This is a genomic window from Streptomyces fildesensis (genome assembly GCF_016107395.1).
Lineage (GTDB): Bacteria > Actinomycetota > Actinomycetes > Streptomycetales > Streptomycetaceae > Actinacidiphila > Actinacidiphila fildesensis.
The window spans coordinates 124,870-147,335 of record NZ_JAAIKO010000017.1 but is presented as its reverse complement, the minus strand read 5'-3'; the positions used below and the strand labels follow the sequence as shown (position 1 = coordinate 147,335).

Sequence of the window (22,466 nt, the reverse complement as noted above, 5' to 3'; positions counted from 1 at the left end):
GAGGTGCGGACTTGGTGGTGGTCGCCAGATTCCGGGCAGCAGCCGTATCAAGGCTCGTATGGGAAGGGCTGTTTCCCTGAGCGGGCGCGGATTCCGGACGGGCTTCGATCGACATGGATGGAGTCCTTTGCCGTGGCGTTCTTTTATGTCCGTGGATTGCTTTTCCACACGAAGTACGGCGTCAGTTCCTGAATGCGTATGCCATGGTGACTCGGAGGAATTCCTGTCGCCGGGGCCGGCGGCCGACCTGGTGCCGTCTTCGGCCCAACTCTCTTGATTGCAGGGGAACTCGCCGGTTGAAGTATTGCTGATCTTCCTCCGCCGCGCTATCACTCGATCGAGTGAGTGTCAGATGCAGCCATGACGGTAATGATTCAGCCCAGGCGCTGCGCCCACATGGCTCAGAATCAACTTATTCATTGGGTTACCGCGAAGGATTCCGGCGTGGCGCGTGAACGGCATCGAACCTATCGCCACGTCAGGCAGGGAGAGCCACGCAATGACCACCACCGGCCGGGGTCAGCCCCCGGCCGAAGCGCTGGAACGAGTCCTCGCCGGGCCGACCGGTCTGGGAAGCGCCGCCAGCCGCTTCGCACGTCCGCCCCACCCCCCGGCCCGCCCGGCACAGCCACCGGCAACGGCGCCGGCCCACCCGGCACCGGCGACGGCACAGCCACCCGCACTGGCCCCGGCCCCAACGCCTACGTCGGCACCTGCACCTGCGCGGATCGAGGGCCTGCACTGCCCGCCCGCGGTCCGCGACGACCGAACGCTCGCCGACCTGATCAATGAGCAACTTCTCCAATGGGCCGACGACGTGGACCTGTTCCGGTCCCCGGACCTGCGCGCCGGTCTGCTGAAGTTCGACCCGGGCCGTTCCGTCGTGCTGTGCCACCCCGACGCCCCCACCACCGGCCACCTTCTGACCGCCGCCAAGCTCCTGGCCGGCGAGAACGCGGTGGACGACTACTTCTGCGAACCCGAGTTGGGCGGCACACCCGACGGTCTCGGCGCCCGTCTCGCGGTCGCCCAGTCCGCGATCGACCCCAGCCACATGCCCGCCCCCTACGACGCCGACTGGCGGGCGGCCCTGGCCGCGCATCCGGCGCTGCGCGCCATGCACTCGGCCATGGAGTCCTTCACCCAGCTCGCCACCCCCGCACAGTCCCACCGGTACCGCCATGAGATCGCCAGCCTGTACCTCGGCTACGAGGCCGAAGCCGCCTGCGTCCAGGAGGAACGCACCCCCCGGGTATGGGAGTACCTGGTGCAGCGCCAGCTCAACTCCTTCCGCCCGTGCCTGGCGATCACGGACGCGATCGGCGGTTACGAACTGCCCGCGGAGCTGTTCGCCCTGCCGTCCGTGCAGCGCGCGACCGCGCTCGCCTCCACCGCGTCCACGGTCCTCAACGACCTGTACTCCCTGCGCAAGGAACAGGCGTCGGGCCGCTTCCACTACAGCCTGCCGACCGTCATCGCGGAGGAGGAGGACTGCGCGATCGAGGACGCCTTCACGAAGGCCATCGAAGTGCACAACGAGCTGGTGCGCGCGTTCGAGACCGAGGCCGCCGCGCTCACGGCTCATCCGGTCGCCGCCCGGTACGTGGCCGGGCTCTCGAACTGGATGGGCGGCAACCACGAATGGCACGCCGGCCACGTCGGCGGCCGGTATGCCACCTCGCCCTGAGAGCGGAACCCGCCCCGACGAACGACGCCGCACTCCCGCATGCGTCCTGCCCAGCCTGCCCGGCCCCTGAGCCGAGCCGCTGAGCCCAGACCTTGAGCTCAGCCCCTGAAGTGACCTGACGATCAAAGGAGCAAGCCCGCACATGACCATCGACCACATCACCGCCCCCGCCCCTCTCCTCAACACCAGCCCTTACCAGCGGTCCGTCGCCGCCTACTGGAACGCTGAGAAGAACCCGGTCAACCTGCGCCTGGGCGACGTGGACGGCATCTATCACCACCACTACGGGATCGGTGACGTCGACTGGTCGGTCCTCGACGCGTCGGAGGACATGCGCGAGAACCTGGTCACCAAGGAACTCCACCGACTGGAGTGCAACCAGACCGAGTTCCTGCTCGACCAGTTCGGCGCGATCGGTCCCGAGGACCGGCTGCTGGACGCCGGATCGGGCCGCGGCGGGGGCAGCATCGTGGCGAACCAGCGGTTCGGGTGCTCCGTCGACGGGGTGTCCATCTCCCAGTCCCAGGTCGACTTCGCCAACGACCAGGCCGTCAAGCGGGGTGTGGACGACAAGGTGCGGTTCCACCTCAAGAACATGCTGAGCACCGGCTTCGACTCGGGTACCTTCCGCGGGATCTGGAACAACGAGAGCACCATGTACGTCGATCTGGCGCAGCTGTTCGCCGAGCACTCCCGGCTGCTGGCACGCGGCGGGCGGTACGTCACCATCACCGGCTGCTACAACGACACCTATGGACTGCCCTCCCGGGCGGTGAGTCAGATCAACGCGCACTACATCTGCGACATCCACCCCCGCAGCACGTACTTCAAGGAGATGGCGGCCAACCGCCTCGTCCCGATCAGCGTCGTGGACCTCACCTCCGCGACGATCCCGTACTGGGAGCTGCGCGCCAAGTCGTCGCTGGTCACCGGCATCGAGGACCCGTTCCTCACCGCCTACAAGGACGGCAGTTTCCAGTACCTCCTCATCGCCGCCGACCGCGTCTGATCACTCAGGCCCTCACTGCCCCTCTGCCGGACCGTCGCGCGACGGTCCGGCAGAGGTCCTTCCGTACGGACAGCCGCGTCCAGGGATCCCCGGTCAGCGTGGCGGGTCGGCCAGCGCCCACAGCGGCGACGTGTGTGCTCCACGGGCGCGCTTGGCGGCCAGGGACTTCATCCCGGCGTGGAGATGTGTGCAGCCGTGCCGGTACGCGTCCTCGATCGGCAGGTAGTAGGCGAGGTTGAAGTACTCGAACGCGTCCCCGGTGTGCTGGGGATCATGGCCGACGGCCCGCAGCCACGCGGTGTTCCCGAAGTGGTAGACGAGGGAGAAGGCGACCATGGTCGCGCCGTCGTAGGCCGCGGTGACCTGGGCGTCCTCGCCCATGGCCTGGGCCTGGCGGCGCATGACGCCGGTCATGGCCGCGGTGTCGGTGACATGGCCGTGGCGGCACTGCAGGATCGCCAGCAGCCGTCCGGCGTCGTCCACGCAGTTCGCGAGCGGTTCGGTGCGCACGGTCAGGGCCCGGGCGTCGAACGCGCGGCGTTCGCCGCGGATGCCGCTGCGCCGCTTGGCCGGGAGCGCGGCGAGGTAGTCGTCGAAGCCCGTGCCGGGCAGCGAGATGGTGGCGTCGTCCTCGATCCGGCGCGGCGCCGTGCCATAGGCATCGCCGAGTTCCGTGGCGGCCCGGTCGGTGAGGTAGGGCCACCAGTGCCAGGTGCTCTGCCGGGCGGCGTGCTCACGTGCGGCGTCGCGCAGCATCGTCAGGCAGCCGGCACGTTGCCGGTCGTCCAACCCGGGGGCCAGCAAAGGGGCGTTGTGGTACCCGCGCCTGGCTCCGGCGATGACGCGCGGAGCTTCGTCCTGCCCCACGTCCAGATGGTGCTCCGGCCGGTAGTTGGTATTGGGCTCGTCGTGCACCAGGTACAGGGGGGCGGCGGCGGTCAGCCGGCCGTGCGGGTCCCGGACGAGGAGGTAGGTGCAGGTCGCGCTGGGGTCGGTCTCCTCGCCCGCCAGCCAGCGGTGGGAGAGGTAGAAGCTCGTGTCGCGGGCGAGGTGGTCCCACTCGGCGGCGGGGACGGCGGCCAGCGTGGGGACGGATTCGAGGTTCACCGAGTGCGCTTTCGACGGGGGCGGCTGGACGGGAACGCTGACCCCGAGGGGACCAACGGGAGGACGGCCAGGGCGGCGAGGACGCAGAGGATCGCCTCGAAGGCCCACGGCAACAGCGACGAACGGTGCAGCAGCACGGTGAAGAGCACGGGCGCCGCCGCGCCGCCGACGGACCACGACATCTGGAACAGCGCCTGGTGGGATCCCCGGGCGGCCGCCGGACCGAGCGTGGTGGACAGTTCCGCCATGGCCGGTGAGCAGAGGATCTCCCCGACGGTGAACAGCACGATGCCGACCGCCAGCGCGGGCCAGGCCAGTGGGCGCAGGCCCGGCAGGGCCGGTGCGGCGAACGCGGCCATCGACAGGGCGAGCACGGCGTAGGCGACGGAGACCGCGTGCCGGGCGGCGCGCGGGGCCAGGTGTGCGGTCACCGCTGTCGCGGTGAGGGCGACGGCCACGGTGTTGACGAGCAGCAGCACGCTGGCGGACCAGGCGGACAGCCGTAGAGCGCTCGTGGCGTAGAGCGCGAGCAGGACCGACAGGATCGCCTGGGCGAACACGTAGGGCAGGTTGCACAGGACCAGGGCCAGGTAGCGGCGGTCGATGGACCATGTCGTGCGTCCAGGAGGTGCGTTGGGGCGTCCGGACGCCACGTTGAGGGTCGCGAACAAGGTGGCGGCGAGGCAGTAGCTCGCCGCGTCGGCGACCACCAGAGCGGTCAGTGCTCCGGTGCCCCACAGGGCGAGGGCCGCGGCGGCGATCGCGGCTCCGGCGGCGAGACCCGTGTTGCGCAGCGAGGAGGTGAACGCGAACCAGGTACGCGGTTCGTCCCCCGCCGCCACCAGCAGGGTCAGCGACCGCTGGCTGGTGTAGTAGCCGTTGATGCCCGCCTGGACCGTGAAGTACGCGGCCGCGATCTGCCACGGCCGTTCCGCGACGAGAAAGCCGGCGAAGCCCGCCGCGCAGACCAGATTGGAGGCGACGGCGAGGTACTTCGGCCCGGCGCGGTCCATGATCCGGCCCGCGAGGGCGGTGAGCGGGAGGGCGGCCAACTGGCCCGTGCTCGCCGCCGCGCCCGCCGTCGCGGCCGGGATGTGCCGGACGGTGATGAAGAACAGCAGCCCCAGCGGCAGCAGCAGCCCGTTGCCGATGGAGTCGATGACGTGGGCGACGACGAACCGGCCTCGTCCGCGCAGCTCGGGCAGACCGGCGACACCGGCGATCCGGGCGGCCCGGCCGCGGCCCGCACGGCGGCCGGTCGCTCCGGTCACAGGCCGCACAGCAGAGCGCGGACCTTGCCCATCATGACGGGGGCGAGGATGCCCGAGTGGGAGTTGATCGTGTCGAGTTCCTTGACGGTGCGCTGCTCGTCACCTTCCTCACAGGTGAAGGTGACGATGTCGCCGTGGCTGGTGCCGTCGATGACCAACTCGTGCGCGGTGACCAGGCCGAGGCGGTCGCGGAGTTCGTCCGCCGCCTGTCCGACGGGCCGGTCGGCCAGGAACTCGATCGCCCAGCGCTTGCGCCGGGTGTCGGGTCGCGCGGCGTCCGGGTACCGGCCGCGTGCCATGTCGGCGAGCGTCGCGAAGGTGTTGGTGCCGGAGGCGGCGCAGGACAAGGTGGTGGCTCCGCCGATGCGCGGATTGATCTCCAGGACGACGTAGCGGCCGTTGACGTGGATCATGTCGACGTTGACCGAGCCGTACACGCCGAGGCTCTCGCACAGCCCGACGAGACGCTCGGCGACCGGGGCGAAGTCGGCGTCCGCCTGCGGGCGCGGTCCGCACCAGCGTAGGTCGGCGAAGGTGAACGCGGCCCCGCCGCCCGCCTGTCCGGTCCAGCACAACGGCAGGACGCTGTAGTTCCCGGGCGCGCCGACGATGTCGACGGAACACAGCTCGCCGGTCAGACACTCCTCCAGCACGGCGCTGACCGGGGGCGGGTCGGCGAGATAGGCGTCGAGCGCGGCGCGGTCCGGAAGGAAGCGGATGCCCATGCTGGTGGAGTCCCACAGCGGTTTGGAGAGCAGCGGGTAGCCGATCTCACCGGCGGCGACGAGCAGGCTCTGACGGTAGGCGGGCACGGGCAGACCGCGCCCGGCCGTCAGATCGCTGTCCGCCCGGATCCCTCGGGCGACATCGAGTCCTGCGGCGATGAGGGCCTGCTTCGTCTCCCACTTGTCGCAGAGCAGCCAGGTGGCGGCCAGCGGGGTCATCACGGTGGGGATGCCGCGTGCGTCCAGGAATGCTTTGGCGGTCGCGTCGCGCAATGCGTTCTCGCAGGGCAGCGAGACGGAGACGGCGGTGTCCGCTCCCCACGCGCTCACGGCGTCGGCCAGTTCCAGGGGTGTCACCGCGGGGTCGAGGTGCTCACCCCCGGCGGGGAAGTCGGCCGGGCCGCACGTGCCGTGGGTGTAAAACAGCCGGGATTCGATGCCGTCGGCGGTCAGTTCGCGGACGGCCTGCTGGATGTAGGGGTCGGCGCGCTGGATGTCGACGGAGCGCAGGAACGCGATCTTGTGCACGGGTCAGGCCACCTCGATAGTCGTCTGGGATATCGCCCGGTCGGCCAGCAGTTCGGCCTGGGCGGAGTTCGGGGCTGTCGCGATGACATGGCCGATCCGGCAGGAGTTGTCGACCGGGGCGCGCAGCGGATCGCCGGGTCGTACGGTGAACTCGCTGTACACACCTGGGAGGTCGGCGGTGCGCAGGGTGCGCAGAATGCCCGCTCGGGGCGGGACGAGGAAACGGATCGCGCAGGCGGCATCCCGCAGGGCCGTCGTCTCCGGGGCCTGGCCGAGGACCACGCGCAGATAGGCCCGGGCCTCGCTGATGCCGGTGGCGTGCTCCACCACTTCGCAGATGTTCCCGCCGGGCAGCCGTGCCCCCGTCTCGATGACGACGGGGCGGCCGCTCCCGGGGGGAACCTTCAGTTCGGTGTGGGCGACGCCGTTGCGTATCCCCACCGCGAGCGCGGCGCGGGCGGCGACGGCCTGGATCTCGTGCGCGGCGGCGTGGGGGAGCGGTGCGGGGCAGGTGTGCCCGATCTCGATCCGATACGCGTCCACGGTGGTGTGCTTGCGGACCACCGGCAACGGGAACGGCCGGCCGTCCTGGACGACCGTGTCGGCGCTGTACTCGGGGCCGTCGACGTACTCCTGCACGATGACGCGGGGGTCGAGCGACAGGCCGTGCGGGGCCGCGACGGTGTACTGCTGGGCGGCGTCGACGGCCGCCCGGACCTCGTCAGGACCCCCGACGACGCTCACGCCCCAGGAACCGCCCTGCTCGGCCGGTTTGATCACCAGAGGGAAGGCGAGATCCGCGGCGCCGATGAGGTCGAGTGCCTCGTCGCCGGTCCCGGCGACGACGGTGCGGGGAACGGAGACGCCGGCGTGTTCCAGCGCGGCGGCCATGGCGATCTTGTTCCGGGATGCCGCGGCCCGGTCGGGGTCGTTGCCGGGGAGGCCGAGGCGGTGCGCGAGCCGGGTGGCGAGCGGAGTGAGCAACTCCCAGCAGGCGGCCACCGCGTCGACGCCCTCGGCCCGGCAGTAGGCCTCCATCTCGTCCAGGGCGCGGTCGGGGTCGGCGAGATCGGTGCGGCAGACACCCGCGAGCTCCGCGCGCAGACCGGCCGGGTAGCTGTCGTAGATGTCCTTGTGCGTACCCGCGTGGACGACCGCGCCGAGGTCCCGGGCGGCCGCGGTGAGAAAGCGGCCGGAACTGCCGAGCGGCTCGACGACGAAGATCTTTGCTGTGGCGTTCCCCCAGGTGCGGTGCATTGGACCACTAAAACCGGGATGCGGTCCGGCGGTCCATCGGGACGTCGTCCGAAAGATCGTGCTCGTCCGACCGGGGTTGTTGGAGATACCTATGAACAACTCGCCAGTAGGGCAGGCCAAGTTGGGCCATGCCGCCTATGGAGGAACCGGTCGCCGGTGAGGTGGAGTGGAGCGCACAAGGTCAACTTCGATGACCTCACGCCCAGGAGAGGGAATCCGTGAGCAATCCGACCGACCAGCTCGCCGACTGCATAGCCCAAGGTGTGATTCCGCCCTACAACTACTCCTATCCGCCGCGGTCCACCTATCGCCCGCTGGCTCCCGGCCAGTGGGATCTACAGGAACTGTGGGCACAGGATCTGACGAAATATCAGGTACCCGAGCTCAATCTGTACCTGCACGTGCCCTTCTGCCGCTACAAATGCGGCTTCTGCAATCTCTACACCGTTATCTCCACCGATCAGGACCTCTACGACGCCTATACCGACGCGCTGTGCACCCAGATCCGTGACCACGCCGAGATCATCCAGGCGCGCCGCCTGCGGACCGTCTACATCGGCGGCGGCACCCCGGCGCTGCTGTCCCTGCGGCACTTCGAGCAGATATTCGCCACGATCGCCGAGGTCTACCCCAACTGGCGCAGCACCGTCGAAGAGGTCGCCGTCGAGGCCACGCCGGACTCGATCGTCGCCGACCCGGACGGCTTCGAGGGGCTGATACGCCTCGGGCTGACCCGGGCGAACATCGGCATCCAGTCGCTGGTGCCCCAGGAGATCCGCGAGGCCGGGCGCGGCCAGGCCGGGCAGGACGTGATCCGCGAGGCGATCCGGATCGTCCAGGACAAGGGGCTGCCGGACCTGTCCACGGACCTCATCATGGGGTTCGCCGGACAGACCGACGAGAGCTGGCGGCACTCGGTCGACGAGCTCGCGGCGCTGGCGCCCACCACGATCAGCACCTACTTCCTCACGGTGCGGCCCGACGCCTGGTTCTCGAGGACCGGCGCCTACCAATACATGTGGAAGCCGGAACTGTACGACCGCTACGACTACGCCCGCGAGGTCTTCACCGAGCACGGCTATGTGCAGGAAGGCTCCGTCCGGTACAAGACACCGGGCCGGGGCGGCTATGTGCAGAAGGTGCTGACGTTCCACGGGGTGCCGCTGCTCGGGCTCGGGGTGGGAGCCCGCTCCTACACCGGCGTGCTCGACTACATGACCGGTTCGGTCAAGCCGTCGATGAGTGAGGTCGCCGACTACATCACGCAGGCCAGGAACCACTCCCTGGTGCCGACCACCGGGTTCGCGCTGACCCCGGAGGAGATCGTCCGCAAGCGGCTGGTCCTGGACAGCTTCGACCTGGATCTGGGCGAGTTGGACGCCATCGGGCTCGCCGGGCTGCGCGACCGCATCGACCCCGTTCTGGAGGCGGCGGAGGCCAACGGGCTGATCCACCGTGTCGGACCGCGCAGGATCCAGCTCACGCCCAAGGGGTTCAAGTACCGCGACATCCTGTCGTGGTCGTTCTTCTCCGACCGGGTCATCGAACTCGACCGCGAGCACTACGAGAACCTCCACGACAGGAACAGCCGCGCGAAGAAGAACATGGGCACTCCCGTGCGGATCACCGGCGTCACCACGCAGGAGAACTTGCAGGAGAAGAACGAGCAGCGGGAGAAGTCCGCTTGAGCGACCTGCTGATCGCCGCGGGAGGCGGCGGAGATCCCGTCGGCACCGCCATCGTGCACGCCGCCACCTCCCGCGACCCGCACGCGGTCATCGCGACCTACGCATGGGAACGGCTCGAGGTCGACCCCACGCCCGGCCCGCTGGGGCCGGCCGCCTTCACCGGGTGGGGAGAGAGCGCCGGCGGACACCGGTTCACCGGGCGGACGACCGCCGTTCCACCGGCCCGGTCCACCTTGCCGCGCCTGTCGGAGAGCCTCGGTCCGTCGCTCCTCCTGCTCGATCCGTACCAGGGGGTGCCGGGACTCGCCCGGCAGATCCGCCGTGCGGCCGACGCCTCCGGCTGCGGGCAGGTCAGGATCGTGGACATCGGAGGCGACATCCTCACCCACGGCGACGAACCCACTCTGCAGAGCCCGCTTCCCGACGCACTGACGCTGGCCGCCTGCGCCACCGCCGGGGTCACGGCGAGCGTCCATGTCGCGGGTCCCGGCTTGGACGGTGAGATCCCGGAAGGGGTTCTCCTCCCTCGGCTCACCGGCGGACACCTGACGCCGACGGACCAGGACGTCCGGGCCGCGGCAGCGGCACTCGCCTGGCATCCCTCGGAAGCCTCCGCCCTGTTCGCCGCGGCGGCCACCGGCCGGCGCGGCACGGTACGGACGGTGGGCGACGAGGTCCGGCTCACCCCGGCGAGCGGGCAGGTCCACCACCTCACCCTGGACCAGGCGCTCGCCCACAACCCGCTGGCCCGGGCCCTGTACCAGGAACAGCCAGGAAGCCTGGAGGACGCGGAACGCCTCGCTCTGCGGACGTGCGGCTTCTCGGAACTGGCCCGCGAACGCGAGGCTGCCGAACGCCTTTCGGCCACCGCGCCCGCCTCGCGAGCGGTCCCCGTACCCACCAGCAGGGACCAAGTCCTGTACATGCTCTGGCAGTCCGCACCGGGAGCCGGCTGCGTCACCTTCCGGTACGCGGCGCGCGTTCTCGGCCTCTCCTGGCGGGACATCCCACGGCTGCGCGAACTCACTAAGGCCGACGGACCGTTGCTGCCCCTCGTGATGTGAACCGTCAGGGGTTCCTCCTCCTTCGAGTGCTCTGCGGCCCGGCGACGTAACTTCGGTTTCCTTGGAGAGTTCTCACCTCGTCCGACCGATCCGCAGTCGGTCCGAAGGCTCCCGCCGCGAGGAACCGTATGTCCCAGCACCACCGCACCGCCCCCCGGACCCGCAGTGCCGAGCACGCGGCACCGCGGACGGCAATGTCGCCGGCTCCGGCCCGCCGCGTGCTCGCGTGACCGGCGCGGCACACGGCGGGCACCAGGAGGCGAAGGCCTACACGACGGGCACGGCGCCCGGCAGGTGGTGGCTCCTGGGCCACGCGCCGCGCATCATGAAGGATCCGCTGGCGTTCCTGACCTCGCTGTCCGCCCACGCGGACCTGGTCCGCATCGGCATCGGTCCGTGGCACGGCCTGGTCGTGTGCCATCCGGACCTGGTGCACCGGGTGCTGATGGACGACCGGACCTTCGACAAGGCCGGACCGATCTACGAGCAGAGCAAGCGCACTCTGGGAGAGGGCCTGGTGACCTGTCCCCACCAGGCTCACCGGCGCCAGCGACGCCTGCTGCAGCCCGCCTTCCGGCGCGATCGCCTGCCGGCCTACGCCGCGACGATGACCGGGCACATCGACACCATGACCCGCTCATGGACGGACGGGCAGACCATCGACGCCTTCTCGTGCATGCACGCGAACTCGGCGCGGGTGGCCACCGCGACGCTGTTCGCCGCCGGGCCGGACGAAGCGGCGATCGCGGAGATGGTGCGGTGCATCGACATCATCGTCAAAGCCGGGTTCTGGAACATGTTCGCGCCGCTCGGCAGGCAGCTGGCCCCGTGGAGCCGGCGCTGCGCGCGGGCCCAGGCCACACTGAACGCGACGATCGACGGGATCATCAGCGACTACCGCCGACGCGGCCAGCGCCACGAGGACATGCTGTCCCTGCTGTTGGAGGCCAGGGACGACGACAGGGACGGGGACCGGGATGGCTCGGACGAGGACGGCACGGACGGCCTGGCCCTGTCCGAGATCCATGACCAGGTCATGTCCTTCCTCATGGCGGGCATCGACACCACCGGATCGACCATGGCCTGGGCCTGCCACCTCCTGGCCGGCAACCCCGGGATCCAGGAGCGCGTACGCGCCGAGGTCCACACCGTCCTGCGCGGCAGAGCGGCCGAGTGGCACGACCTGCCGCGGCTGGAGCTGACCGGCCGCGTCATCTCCGAGGCGCTGCGTCTGTACCCGCCAGGCTGGCTCTTCACCCGCAATGTGACTCAGGACAGCCGACTCGGCGACACGGTCCTTCCCAGGGGTACCACGGTGATCTTCAGCCCCTATCAGATGCACCGTCAGGAAGGACTGTTCCCCGACCCCGAGCGGTTCGACCCCGACCGCTGGCTCACCACCCCCGCGAGCCGGTTGCCGCGCGGGGCGTACATCCCCTTCTCCGCCGGCGCCCGGCAGTGCATCGGCAACGACTTCGGACTCACCGAGGCCACCCTCACCCTGGCAACCGTCATCGACCGGTGGCACCTGAACCCCCTGCCCGGCTCCCCTGTCCGCCCGGTCCCCGGCCTGGCCCTGCGCCCCACCCCGATTCCGCTGCGCCTGCACCGCACGAGCCACGACGCATCGACCGGCGCATGAGGGAGGACCACCGGCGTCACGCCAGGTCGAGCAGCTGCTCGTAGAAACCGCCGAAACCGTGCTGCTCGTCGATCAGATGGATCTCCAGGATCCAGTGGCAGCGCCGGCCCGCGCGGTCGGTGCGGCGGATCGGGGTGTCGTTGTCCGGGGCGATGTACGACTCGGCCTTGGCGCCACAGATGCGAGTCGGGTGATCTGTTCGTTCCTCCGGAAGGACTGCCAGGCTTCGGGCCAGTGGTCGGGCCAGGCGTGGGACGGACTCAGCCTGCTCGATGCCCGGCGTCGTCCGGGCGCGCGCCGGTGGTGCGGCCGGTCGCGGCCAGCAGGGCGAGTACGGCGAGTACGGCGAGGAGGATGAGCACCAGCAGCAGGACGGTGAGCACCGTGGGGTGGTTCCAGAGGGCGAAGATCAGCGCGAGCAGCAGCAGCACGCCGGTGGTGAGCCACTTCCGGTAGCGCACCGTGAAGGTGCCGGCCTGGCCGGTACGCACTCCGTGGGCGGCGCCCCAGCGCGCGGCGGAGTCCGCTGTGCGTTCGGCCGCGCCACGGACGGCACGCGGCAGCCGCCCCATGCCGGACAGGTAGGCACCGAGCGCGACGACCACGCCGAGGACCAGCGCGGTGCGGATGCTGACCTTCAGGAAGTGCAGGAGGGTGTCGAAGACCGCTGCGGCCGCGGGGGACTGGACCTGTGCGGGCAGGTGGTCGAGGTAGTAGTGCCGGGCGGCGGCGAGGCCGATGGCGAAGATCAGGCAGATGCCGGCGGCGCCGAGCATGACGGTCACCAGTGCGCGGCGGCGTCGGCGGGCGAGCAGCACCCCGGCGGTGCCGAGCAGGGCGGTGAGCACGGGCAGCCAGTTCCCGACGACGTCGAGCAGATGGGCCGCACCGCGGACCTTGGCGATCTTGTCGGACTGCAGGAGCACCATCTGCTTGTCGACGTCGGGGATCTTCGCAGCCGGTGCGAGGCCGGAGTCGACGAGTTCCTGCTTGACGCTGTCCACGGCGGCGCCGACATCAAGGGTGACGGTGCCGTCGTCGACGCCGACCGCACCGCGCCCTTCGCCGGTGAGGGCGTGCACGATGGAGGAGTGGGCACGCCGGTTGGTGTTGGTCCAGATGGTGGCGAACTTGTCGCTCCGCACGAACTTGCCCGCCACTTTTTCGACGACCTGCTGTGCGGCGTCGTCGATCTTGGGACCGAGCGCCTTGAGAGCATCGCCGGCGCGGGGCGGCAGGCCCTGGGATTCCAGCCAGGCGGCCAGGTCGGAGGCGACCTGCTTGCCGTCGACCCGGACGCCCACGGCCTCGCCGATCCGGTTCACGGCGGCGTCCTGGATCGCCGGGTTCTCCGCGAGCGGGGCGACCGTGGAGACGTACCGGTCGGTGTCCAGCGCGATGTCGTGGACCCAGACGGCGATCAGTGAGACCGGCACGAGGATGCAGGTGAGCGTGATCAGCACGATCGAGAGGGTGCTCTTCACGATCCGTCCGGCGCGCGAGCCCCCCGTCCGGTCGGCTGCCCGCGGATCGGGCATGGGCGTCGCGGGCGGGGTGCTCATAGCGCTCCAAAGGCAAGTGCGGCCAGCCTGCCGCTACCTACCATTGGCAGGCCGGGCCACCGTCCCCGCATCCGGGGCTAGGCCTCCCGGGCGACTGGCCGTCCCGGAGGAAGCGGGCGCGGGGGAGTGCGGCCGGTCGGTGCTCGCGTCGGCGTTGGGGAGCAGGATCACGGTCGCCGCGAGAACGGCCGCCGCGGTGCCGGCGATGATTTCGGACCGCTTGTTCGCCTGTCGGTGGCTCATCTCGCTGACCTCCAGCTGGATCACGAAGAACGCCCACGGGTATCCGGCACGGTGCTGCCCCGCAACACCGTCGACGGTTGCTACGTGGTCCTACGCGGCCGGTCCGCACGGGACTCACGACCACTCACTCTTTGACAACCGCCGAGTGGTGCGGCGGCGCGGCGTGTCGGTCTTGCCGCGCAGGCCCGGGGCGGGGCGCGCGGTTACCGTCGGTGGCATGGTCGGTGATCGCCAAGGGTGGCGCCTGTGTTTCCTCGGCGGGGCGGTGTTCGCCGTGTGCATGGCCGGCACCACGTTGCCGACCCCTCTCTACGGTCTCTACCAGGAGAAGTTCGGGTTCTCCGAGCTGACGGTGACGGTCGTGTACGCCGTCTACGCCCTCGGGGTCATCGGTGTGCTGCTGCTGGCGGGCAATGCCTCGGACGTCGTGGGCCGGCGGCCGGTGCTGCTGGCGGGCCTGGGATTCGCGGTGGCGAGCGCCGTCTCCTTCCTGTGCGCCGTGGGGCTGGGCTGGCTCTATGCCGGCCGGCTGTTCTCGGGACTCTCCGCCGGCCTGTTCACCGGGGCCGCCACGGCCTACGTGATGGAGCTGGCACCGGAGGGTGGCACCTCCCGGGCCACGTTCGTGGCGACGGCCGCCAATATGGGTGGACTCGGCTGCGGCCCGCTGCTCGCCGGAGTGCTCGCGCAGTACGCCGCCTGGCCGCTGTACCTGCCGTTCATCGTGCACCTCCTGCTGGTGGCGGTCTCGGCGGCCGCGCTGCTGCGCCTTCCCGAGACCGTACGAGAGCGGCGACCGCTGGCCGCTGTACGGCCGCAGCGGCCGGGACTGCCGCAACAGGTGCGCGCGGTGTTCGGGCCGGCGGCGATCGCCTCGTTCGTGGGGTTCGCCCTGTTCGGGGTGTTCACATCGGTCAGCCCCGCTTTCCTCTCGCAGTCCCTGGGCGTGGACAACCACGCAGTGAGCGGGCTGGTCGTCGCGCTGGCCTTCTTCTCGTCGACCGCAGGTCAGCTCGCGGTCGGCCGGGTCGGGGTGGAGCGATCGCTGCCGCTGGGCTGCGCCGGGCTCTTCGCCGGGCTGGCGCTGCTCGCCGGCGCGTTGCGGTGGGACCTGCTCCTGCTCGTGGCGCTGAGCGCGATCGTCGGTGGTGCCGGGCAGGGGCTGGCGTTCCGCGGGGCGCTGTCCGCGGTGGCCGCGGCGTCTCCCGCCGACCGGCGCGCGTCGGTGATCTCGACGCTGTTCGTGGTGGCGTACGCGGGTATCTCGGTGCCGGTGATCGGGGTGGGGGTGCTGACCGGTCCGATCGGTCTGGAGGGTGCGGGGCTGGTGTTCATCGCGTGCATGGCGGTCCTGGTCTCGACCGCGGCCGTCTATCTGCTCCGGCGGCCGGAACGGGCGACGACGTGAGCGCGGGCCCGAAGTCGGTCCGCCCATCGGCCTGATGGGGGCTGTGGGTCGGGTGCGGGGGAGCGGTAGCCCGCTCGCGGTGTCCCGATCGAACACTTGAGGCATGGCGAACCCGAACGATGGCCGATACGGTCTGGGGGCCCGACCGAACCGGACGGCCCGATTCCGGCCGCCGGCTCCCGCGGGATCCCGGGACCACTACAGTGGCCCGCCGGGCCTCGCCCGATCCGATCCGTCCCCTCTGATGTGCGGTGTGTGAACATGGCGCGACCCGGCGATCGTCCGTCGTGCTCCCATGGATGGCCGGCCGCGGTCGGGATGCTCGCTCTCAACTGCCGAAGACCCGACGAGGAACGTCCGCACCAGGTTGGTCCCTCAAACGAGCAGGGCCGGGGGTGACGGCGTGGCCGACCGGGCAGAGCAGGAGGCAGTCGTCCCCCGGCGGGGCGGGAGCCGCACGGCGTGAGCGCCGACGCGGCACGCCGTCCCTGCCGGGCCCGCTCGTCGGCACGTCCGCGTCATGACGCCCGGCCGCAGGAAATGGGTAGTCCATGAACACGGCCACGTCAGGTCCGGTCGGCCGCGACACGGAGATCGCCGAGGTCGAGGCGATGCTGGCCGGAGCGGCCGAAGAGGCCGGCCGCGTAGTGGTGGTCAGCGCCGGTGCCGGGACGGGGAAGACGGCTCTGCTCGACGACGCGGTCCGCCGCGCCCGGCGGAGCGGCTTCACCGTGCTGACCGCCCGGGGCAGCTCGGCCGAACGCGACCTGTCCTTCGGACTGGTGAGCAGACTGTTCGAGCCCGTGCTGCCGGACCTCGTGGAAGCCGGCCTGGTCACCTGTGCCGGCTCCGTGTCCCGGGCCCGGGAGCTGCCGGTCACCAGGCCCGCGGGCGAGGCGTCGCTGACCGAGCTCTACGCCCTGCACCGTGGGCTCGCGCATCTGGCGTCCCGGGCTCCGGTACTCGTGGCGGTGGACGACCTGCAGTGGCTGGACCGGCAGTCGCTGCGCTGGCTGAGCACCCTCCCGCAACGTGTCGAACATGCCCGGATCGCGGTGCTGCTGACGGTATGCCCCGGTGAGCCCTGCACGGATGCCGCGGCCCTCGACGAGCTGCTGGCCGTCAGCACGGTGGAGCTGCACCCGGCGAGTCTCGGCGCCCCGGCCGTGGCGACGCTCGTCGAACGCGCCCTGGCCGCCCCGCCGGACGCGTCGTTCGTCGCCTCGTTCCTGCGCGAGACCGGCGGCAACCCGCTGTGCGTGACCGAGCTGACCGAGGTCCTGAAGGACCGGGCGGTCACGCCCACCGCCGGCCCGGCAGCCGTGCTCGGCGATATCGCGGTACCCCGGCTCGCCTCCCGGCTGCACGCCCGGCTGCGCCGAATATCGCCGTACGCGCTCGATGTCGCCAGAGCCGTCGCCGTCCTCGGCGACGATGCGGACGTGAGCCGCGTCGCCGCCGTCTGCGGTGTCGAGCCGCCGGTGGTCATGGAGGTCACGACGGCGCTCGGGCGGGCGGGACTGCTGCGTGTGGAGGACCGGTTCCTGTCCTTCGCGCAGCCGCTGCTGCGCGGCACGGTGATCCAGCACCTGCCGTTCGCGGAACTGCGGACCCTGCGTGGCGCGGCGGCCCGGATCCTGCGGGACACCGGCGCCCCGGAGGACCGGGTGGTCGAACAGCTCATGACGACCCCCGCACCGGCCGAACCGTGGGTGGTCGCCGTGCTGCGCGATGCCGCCGAATCCGCCCTCGGCCGGGGCGAGCCCGACATGGCCGTCGCGTATCTGACCAGGGCGCTGGGCGAGCCGGTCCCGGACGAGGACCGCGTACCGCTCCTGAGGGCGCTGGGCCGGGCCGAGGGGTATCTGGACTTCGGCGCGGCGATCCGCCATCTGACCGCGGTCTCCTCCCCTCCGGCCGAGCCGGAGGGCCGGCCGGGTGTGGTGCGGGAGCTGGCGGAGCTGCTCGCCATGACAGGACGCCACGAGGCCGCCGTCGAACTCGTCCGCACGCAGGCGGGTTCCGGCTCCACCGACATGGCGCTCTGCTCGGTGGAGCTGCGGTTCGACTGCGAGGCGACCGCCGAGTCGGCGGCCAGGCAACTGCACCGTCTGCCCAGGCCGGCCCCCCAGAGCGGCGCGGCCGACGGGCGCTATCTGAGCCTGCTCGCCCTGCGGACCGGGTGGGCGGGCAGGTCCCGCTCCCGCGCCGTGGCCCTCGCCCAGCAGGCGTTGATGGTCCTGCCCCTCACCCCCGACGCGATGCGGCCCATCCTGCGCAGCGTCCTGGTGCTGGCCCAGGCCGGCCGGGCCGAGGAGGCCCACGAATTCTGCGACGCGATGGTCGGTCACGCCGAACGCTGGCAGCACCGGCCCGCCCTCGCCGCGGCCCGGTCGCTGCGCGGTGTCGTCGCCCACCGGCTCGGCCGGCTGCCCGCCGCGGCCGAGGATGCCCGGATCGCGTTCGAGATGCTCATCGGCTGCGGGGCACCACGGCGAACGGGCGCGGCGGTGGAACTCCTGGCCCGGCGGGTGGAGATCCTGGTCGACCTGGGCGCGTACGACGAGGCGGAGAGCCTGGTCGAACTGTCGGACCTGTGCGGCGATCTGCCGAAGACCTGGGGCGGCACCGCCCTGTTGCTCGCCCGGGGCCGGCTGCGGGCCGTCGCGGGACACCCGGCCGAGGGGCTCCGGGACCTGCTGGCCGCCGGCCGCCGGCTGCCGTCCTGGAACGTGCTGAACCCCGCCGTCGCAGCGTGGCAGACCGAGAGCGCGGCGGCCCTGCTGATGCTCGGTGAGACCGCCGGGGCGCGCCGCAAGGCCACGGAGGCGGTCGAACTGGCCCGCCGATGGGGTGCGCCCGGTCCGCTGGGGGTCGCGCTCCGGACGCTGGGGGCCGCTGTCGGCGGGCCGCAGGGGCTGGCCGCGCTGGAGGAGTCGGTCTCCGTTCTGCAGCGCTCCGCCGACCGGTTCGAGCTCGCACGGTCCCTGGCCGAGTACGGCACGGCCCTCAGCCGCGACAAGCGTCCGGTGCCGGCCAGACGGGCGCTGCGTGCCGCGCTCGACCTGGCGGAGGAGTGCGGCTGCGAGGACCTGGCGACCCGCTCCCGTATCGAGTTGTCCGCGTCGGGCGGCCGCCCGCCGAAGTCCTCGCACACGGACGGAGTCGCCGCGCTGACGGCCGCCGAACTGCGTACCGCCATGCTCGCCGCCGAGGGCAAGTCCAACCGGGAGCTCGCCGAGGTCCTGTCGGTGGGGCAGCGCACCGTCGAGATCCATCTCACCAACGCCTACCGGAAACTCGGCATCGGCGGACGCGACCGGCTTCCCGCGGTCCTGCAGGGCATGCCCACGGCACTCGCCGACTCCCGGTGAACCGGCGGCGACCATCCGTGACACCCCGCCGCCCCCGGTGATCCTGCACAGCGCGCACGCGGAAAACGCACAGCGGCCCGGCGGGATCACGCCGCTCCGGACGGGCGCCGAACCCTAAACGCGGATATGTCCGTTCAGGATCGACGGCAGGACCGGCCCGTGCGAATGGCCCGTTTCCGGCATGTGAAGAAGTCGTCGGCATTCGGTGGGCAATGCCGTCGGTGCACGTCTCGCGGTACCGAAACGCCGACCGAAACACTGTGACGGGCAAGGTGGCCCGGCGGCGCGTTGACGTGGTTGTGTCTTGCGACATACGGGAGTTGCGAAACGGATTTCCGAATTATTCGGGCATCGGACGACCGTTGAACCGGCCGGACCGGCTTTCCGCCGAACCGGCCGACACTATTCATGAACCCCCCACCGCTATGAAGGGAACCGCAAGTCATGCGCAACGACTTCACCCCCCAGGTCGAGACCCGCGAAATTGCCGACAGCGACCTGGACAACGTCTCCGGCGGTGTCGGCGTCGGTGTCGGCGTCGACGGTCTGTCGGCCAGCTCCATCGTGGGCACCGTCGAGTCGGTCCTGCCGGTCTCGCTGCCGCTCTCGACGGTCACCGGTCTTCTCCCGGCGCAGGTCAACGGTCTGGCCGCCGGTCTCTGACCGTCAGGTTCGCCACGAGACGTCATAGCGTCAGCAAGACCCGGCCCAGCGGTGCTTCTGACGCATCGTAAGGCTGGACATAGGCCCCGGAACCCCTCGTTCCGGGGCCTATGAATGCCGCACCCGAATGCAGTTGAAGGAATACTTCCGTGCAGTTCCGCCAAAAGGCGCTGTCCAAGCTGCAATCGCCAGAGGACCTCGACGTACCGGTGCTTCTCGCTCGGCCGCAGGGCTGGCTCGTGCTGACCGTCACAGCGGTCGTCATGGCCGTCGGCTGCTTCTGGGCGGTGACGGGCACGGTGTCGTCCAAGCTGAACGCACCCGGAATCCTGACGCATGCGGAAGGCAGTTACCTTCTGCAGAGTCCGGTCGCCGGCCAGATCACCGCCACCCTCGCCAAAGAGGGCGACACGCTGCCGGCGGGCGCTCCGTTGCTGACCGTACGCACGGACCGGAAGGCCGAGACCGTTCGCACGGTGGCGGCGGGCCGGGTGACCGCGATCATGGCCAGGACCGGCGCCGTCGTCGCCACCGGCGCGGACCTGGCGACGGTGGAGCACATGGACAGGCCCGACGACCCACTGGTGGCGGTGTTGTACGCGCCGGGCGGCAGCGCGCCGACGATCCCGGTGGGCGCTTCGGTGGAGCTGACCGTCCAGTCGGTGCCGGCGCAGCGGTTCGGTGTACTGCGGGGCCGCGTTCTGGCGATCGGCCGGATTCCCGAGACCCGGCAGCAGATCAGCAACTTCCTCGGGGACCGCCAGCTGGGCGAGCAGTTCTCGGCGCAGGGCCCGCCGGTGGCGGTCATGGTCCAGCTGGAACGGTCGGCCGGCACCACATCCGGCTTCACCTGGTCGTCGGCGCACGGACCGCCGTACCCGATCGATTCCACGACATTGGTCAGCGGCGCCATCCACCTGACCGCGCAGCATCCGATCGATTGGGTCCTTCCGTGAGCGCGCAGCACCGCCCGACCCCGGCAGGCCGCGGTCGGCACCGCCCCGAGCCGATGCGTGCGCCGGGACCGACGCCGGCGCCCAATCCGCGGAAGCAGCAGAAGTCGAGGAGGCCGAGGAGGCCGAAGAGCCGGAAACCCGTCCGCAGTCCCACCGTTCTGCAGATGGAAGCCGTGGAGTGCGGTGCCGCCTCGCTCGCCATGGTGCTCGGCCACCACGGCCGGCACGTCCCTCTCGAAGAACTCCGCATCGCCTGCGGTGTGTCCCGTGACGGCTCCCGGGCCAGCAACGTGCTGAAGGCGGCCCGCAGGTACGGTCTGGACGCCAAGGGCATGCAGATGGAGCCCGCCGCCCTCGCGGAGGTGCGGGCGCCGGCCGTCCTGTTCTGGGAGTTCAACCACTTCGTCGTCTTCGACGGGATGGGACGGCGGTTCGGCCGCCGGGGGATCCACCTCAACGATCCGGCCCGGGGCCGCCGTTTCGTGTCGTGGGAGGAGTTCGACTCCAGCTTCACCGGCGTCGTGCTGACCTTCGAGCCCGGCGGCAGGTTCCGCCGCGGCGGCCGCAAGCCCGGGGTGATGAGCGCCCTGCCGGCCCGGTTGCGCGGCACCACGGGCACGATGGCGGCAGCGCTGATCGCCAGCTTCCTGCTCGTCGTCGTCGGAGCGTCGGCGCCGGCCCTCAGCCGTACGTACATCGACCTGTTCCTGTTCGGCAATCAGACGTCGCTGCTGCCGGTGCTCTTCGGGTCGATGGCTGCCATGGTCGTGCTGACCGTCGTGCTGACCGCCGTTCAGCAGGCGAACCTGCTGCGCGGCCGCATCATCTCGTCCACCTTCGGCAGCGCCCGGTTCATGCGGCATCTGCTCAGGCTGCCGGTCACGTTCTTCGCCCAGCGCAACCCGGCCGACCTCGTCCAGCGCCTGCAGTCCAACGACACGGTGGCCGAGACCCTGGCCAGGGACCTCGCCGCCGCCGGGGTGGATGCCGTGGTCGTGGTGCTCTACGCGGTCCTGCTGTGGACCTACGATCCGCAACTGACGGTCGTCGGCGTGCTGATCGCGCTGCTCAACGTCGCGGCGATGCGCGTGGTGGTACGGATCCGCGCCACCGGTACGCAGAAGCTGCGTGCCGACAGCGCCCGGCTGACCAACACCTCGTACGGCGGGCTCCAGCTCATCGAGACGATGAAGGCGACCGGCGCCGAGAACGGCTACTTCCGCCGCTGGGCCGGCCAGCACGCCACGACCCTGGACGGGCAGCAGCGGCTCGGCGTGCCCAGCGCGGTACTCGCCGTCGTCGCGCCCACCCTCGCGGCGCTCAACAGCGCACTGATCCTGTGGATCGGCGGGCTGCGGGCGGTGGAGGGCCACATCTCCATCGGTCTGCTCGTCGCCTTCCAGGCGCTGGTGACCAGCTTCACCGCACCGGTCACCCGGCTCAACGGGGTGGCCGGCCGGATCCAGGACTTCGCGGCCGACGTGGCCCGGCTCAAGGACGTCGAGAGCTTCCCGGTGGACGGCCTGTACTCCCGCAGCGAGCCGGCCGCGAGCACCCGCAGGCTCAAGGGGCACGTGACACTGGAGAACGTCACCTTCGGCTACAGCCCGCTCGACAAACCGCTGCTCACCGACTTCTCGCTGTCGGTCGGCCCCGGCCGGCAGGTCGCGCTGGTCGGCGGCTCCGGCAGCGGCAAGTCCACGGTGTCCCGGCTGATCTCGGGTCTCTACAACCCGTGGGAGGGCGCGATCCGCATCGACGGGCAGCGGCTCGACGAGATCTCCCGCAGCGCGCTGTCCGCCTCGGTCTCCTTCGTCGATCAGGACGTCTTCCTCTTCGAGGGCACCGTCCGGGACAACGTCGCGCTGTGGGATCCGTCGATACCGGACGACGACGTCATCGCCGCGCTCAAGGACGCCGCCATCCACGACACGGTCGCCCGGCGTCCCGGCGGCATCCACAGCCGGGTCGAGCAGGACGGCCGCAACTTCTCCGGAGGCCAGCGGCAGCGGCTGGAGATCGCCCGGGCCCTGGTCCGCCGCCCCAGCGTCCTGGTCCTCGACGAGGTGACCAGCGCCCTGGACGCCGAGACCGAGCAGGTGATCATCGACAATCTGCGGCGGCGGGGCTGTGCCTGCGTGGTGATCGCGCACCGGCTGAGCACGGTGCGCGACAGCGACGAGATCGTCGTGCTCGACCACGGCACGGTCGTGGAGCGCGGTCGGCACGAGGACCTGATCGCGGCCGGGGGGCCGTACGCCGAGCTCGTCAGGGAGCACTGA

At 70.9% G+C, this 22,466-nt stretch carries 15 protein-coding genes and 1 pseudogene; 10 read left to right on the top strand and 6 right to left on the bottom strand.

Annotated elements, in window-relative coordinates; genetic code table 11:
- Positions 1-499: 499 nt before the first annotated feature.
- Positions 500-1,687 carry a family 2 encapsulin nanocompartment cargo protein terpene cyclase gene (locus C6N31_RS22845; protein WP_198358066.1) on the top strand — a complete coding sequence of 396 codons (1,188 nt, stop codon included), beginning with the start codon at positions 500-502 and terminating at the stop codon, positions 1,685-1,687.
- A gap of 142 nt (positions 1,688-1,829) precedes the next feature.
- The gene (locus C6N31_RS22840) at positions 1,830-2,696 is read left to right on the top strand and encodes a geranyl diphosphate 2-C-methyltransferase (protein WP_138355513.1); all 867 of its coding nucleotides are present in this window, start codon (positions 1,830-1,832) and stop codon (positions 2,694-2,696) included.
- Positions 2,697-2,789: 93 nt separating this feature from the next.
- Here C6N31_RS22840 and C6N31_RS22835 read toward each other — a convergent pair whose 3' ends face one another.
- Genes C6N31_RS22835 through C6N31_RS22820 form a run of 4 tightly spaced genes read right to left on the bottom strand, consistent with a single transcriptional unit; the run spans position 2,790 to position 7,584 of the window.
- Positions 2,790-3,803, bottom strand: a complete 1,014-nt coding sequence (locus tag C6N31_RS22835; protein WP_138355512.1) for a GNAT family N-acetyltransferase — start codon at positions 3,801-3,803, stop codon at positions 2,790-2,792.
- Positions 3,800-5,074: an MFS transporter gene (locus C6N31_RS22830; protein WP_198358065.1), complete on the bottom strand. Its 1,275-nt coding sequence runs from the start codon at positions 5,072-5,074 to the stop codon at positions 3,800-3,802. The genes C6N31_RS22835 and C6N31_RS22830 overlap by 4 nt, the downstream gene beginning before the upstream one ends.
- Positions 5,071-6,327 carry an ATP-grasp domain-containing protein gene (locus tag C6N31_RS22825; RefSeq protein WP_138355510.1) on the bottom strand — a complete coding sequence of 419 codons (1,257 nt, stop codon included), beginning with the start codon at positions 6,325-6,327 and terminating at the stop codon, positions 5,071-5,073. Before C6N31_RS22825 ends, C6N31_RS22830 begins: the two co-directional genes overlap by 4 nt.
- Before the next feature lie 3 nt (positions 6,328-6,330).
- Positions 6,331-7,584 (bottom strand): ATP-grasp domain-containing protein, encoded by a 1,254-nt coding sequence (locus C6N31_RS22820; protein WP_138355509.1) that lies wholly within the window; start codon positions 7,582-7,584, stop codon positions 6,331-6,333.
- A gap of 218 nt (positions 7,585-7,802) precedes the next feature.
- On the opposite strand from C6N31_RS22820, the gene C6N31_RS22815 reads away from it, so the two are divergent.
- From C6N31_RS22815 to C6N31_RS22805, 3 genes are all read left to right on the top strand, one after another.
- A complete protein-coding gene (locus C6N31_RS22815; protein WP_198358064.1) occupies positions 7,803-9,272 on the top strand; it encodes a coproporphyrinogen-III oxidase family protein in 1,470 nt (489 codons plus the stop codon).
- Positions 9,269-10,336 carry a DUF1152 domain-containing protein gene (locus tag C6N31_RS22810; RefSeq protein ID WP_198358063.1) on the top strand — a complete coding sequence of 356 codons (1,068 nt, stop codon included), beginning with the start codon at positions 9,269-9,271 and terminating at the stop codon, positions 10,334-10,336. The genes C6N31_RS22815 and C6N31_RS22810 overlap by 4 nt, the downstream gene beginning before the upstream one ends.
- A 226-nt stretch (positions 10,337-10,562) precedes the next feature.
- The gene (locus C6N31_RS22805) at positions 10,563-11,978 is read left to right on the top strand and encodes a cytochrome P450 (RefSeq protein ID WP_138355506.1); all 1,416 of its coding nucleotides are present in this window, start codon (positions 10,563-10,565) and stop codon (positions 11,976-11,978) included.
- A gap of 16 nt (positions 11,979-11,994) precedes the next feature.
- Here C6N31_RS22805 and C6N31_RS44045 read toward each other — a convergent pair.
- Both C6N31_RS44045 and C6N31_RS22800 read right to left on the bottom strand, forming a co-directional pair.
- Positions 11,995-12,159 (bottom strand): annotated as a pseudogene (locus tag C6N31_RS44045) (M24 family metallopeptidase); the annotation flags it as partial.
- Between the two features lie 79 nt (positions 12,160-12,238).
- Positions 12,239-13,462 carry a hypothetical protein gene (locus C6N31_RS22800; RefSeq protein ID WP_307811529.1) on the bottom strand — a complete coding sequence of 408 codons (1,224 nt, stop codon included), beginning with the start codon at positions 13,460-13,462 and terminating at the stop codon, positions 12,239-12,241.
- A gap of 538 nt (positions 13,463-14,000) precedes the next feature.
- Here C6N31_RS22800 and C6N31_RS22795 point away from each other — a divergent pair.
- The 5 genes from C6N31_RS22795 (at position 14,001) to C6N31_RS22775 (ending at position 22,466) form a co-directional block, all read left to right on the top strand.
- The gene (locus tag C6N31_RS22795) at positions 14,001-15,191 is read left to right on the top strand and encodes an MFS transporter (protein ID WP_138355505.1); all 1,191 of its coding nucleotides are present in this window, start codon (positions 14,001-14,003) and stop codon (positions 15,189-15,191) included.
- A 551-nt stretch (positions 15,192-15,742) separates the two neighbouring features.
- Positions 15,743-18,565, top strand: a complete 2,823-nt coding sequence (locus tag C6N31_RS22790) for an ATP-binding protein (protein ID WP_198358062.1) — start codon at positions 15,743-15,745, stop codon at positions 18,563-18,565.
- A gap of 444 nt (positions 18,566-19,009) precedes the next feature.
- Positions 19,010-19,228, top strand: a complete 219-nt coding sequence (locus C6N31_RS22785) for a type A2 lantipeptide (protein WP_164296912.1) — start codon at positions 19,010-19,012, stop codon at positions 19,226-19,228.
- Between the two features lie 149 nt (positions 19,229-19,377).
- Positions 19,378-20,184 (top strand): biotin/lipoyl-containing protein, encoded by an 807-nt coding sequence (locus C6N31_RS22780; RefSeq protein ID WP_138355502.1) that lies wholly within the window; start codon positions 19,378-19,380, stop codon positions 20,182-20,184.
- 53 nt (positions 20,185-20,237) lie between these two features.
- Positions 20,238-22,466 (top strand): NHLP family bacteriocin export ABC transporter peptidase/permease/ATPase subunit, encoded by a 2,229-nt coding sequence (locus tag C6N31_RS22775; protein WP_198358071.1) that lies wholly within the window; start codon positions 20,238-20,240, stop codon positions 22,464-22,466.

Coding starts and splice junctions, on each gene's coding strand:
- C6N31_RS22845 (WP_198358066.1), top strand. CDS start 500: ATGACCACCACCGGCCGGGGTCAGCCCCCGGCCGAAGCGCTGGAACGA.
- C6N31_RS22840 (WP_138355513.1), top strand. CDS start 1,830: ATGACCATCGACCACATCACCGCCCCCGCCCCTCTCCTCAACACCAGC.
- C6N31_RS22820 (WP_138355509.1), bottom strand. CDS start 7,584: ATGCACCGCACCTGGGGGAACGCCACAGCAAAGATCTTCGTCGTCGAG.
- C6N31_RS22795 (WP_138355505.1), top strand. CDS start 14,001: ATGGTCGGTGATCGCCAAGGGTGGCGCCTGTGTTTCCTCGGCGGGGCG.
- C6N31_RS22790 (WP_198358062.1), top strand. CDS start 15,743: ATGAACACGGCCACGTCAGGTCCGGTCGGCCGCGACACGGAGATCGCC.
- C6N31_RS22785 (WP_164296912.1), top strand. CDS start 19,010: ATGCGCAACGACTTCACCCCCCAGGTCGAGACCCGCGAAATTGCCGAC.
- C6N31_RS22775 (WP_198358071.1), top strand. CDS start 20,238: ATGCGTGCGCCGGGACCGACGCCGGCGCCCAATCCGCGGAAGCAGCAG.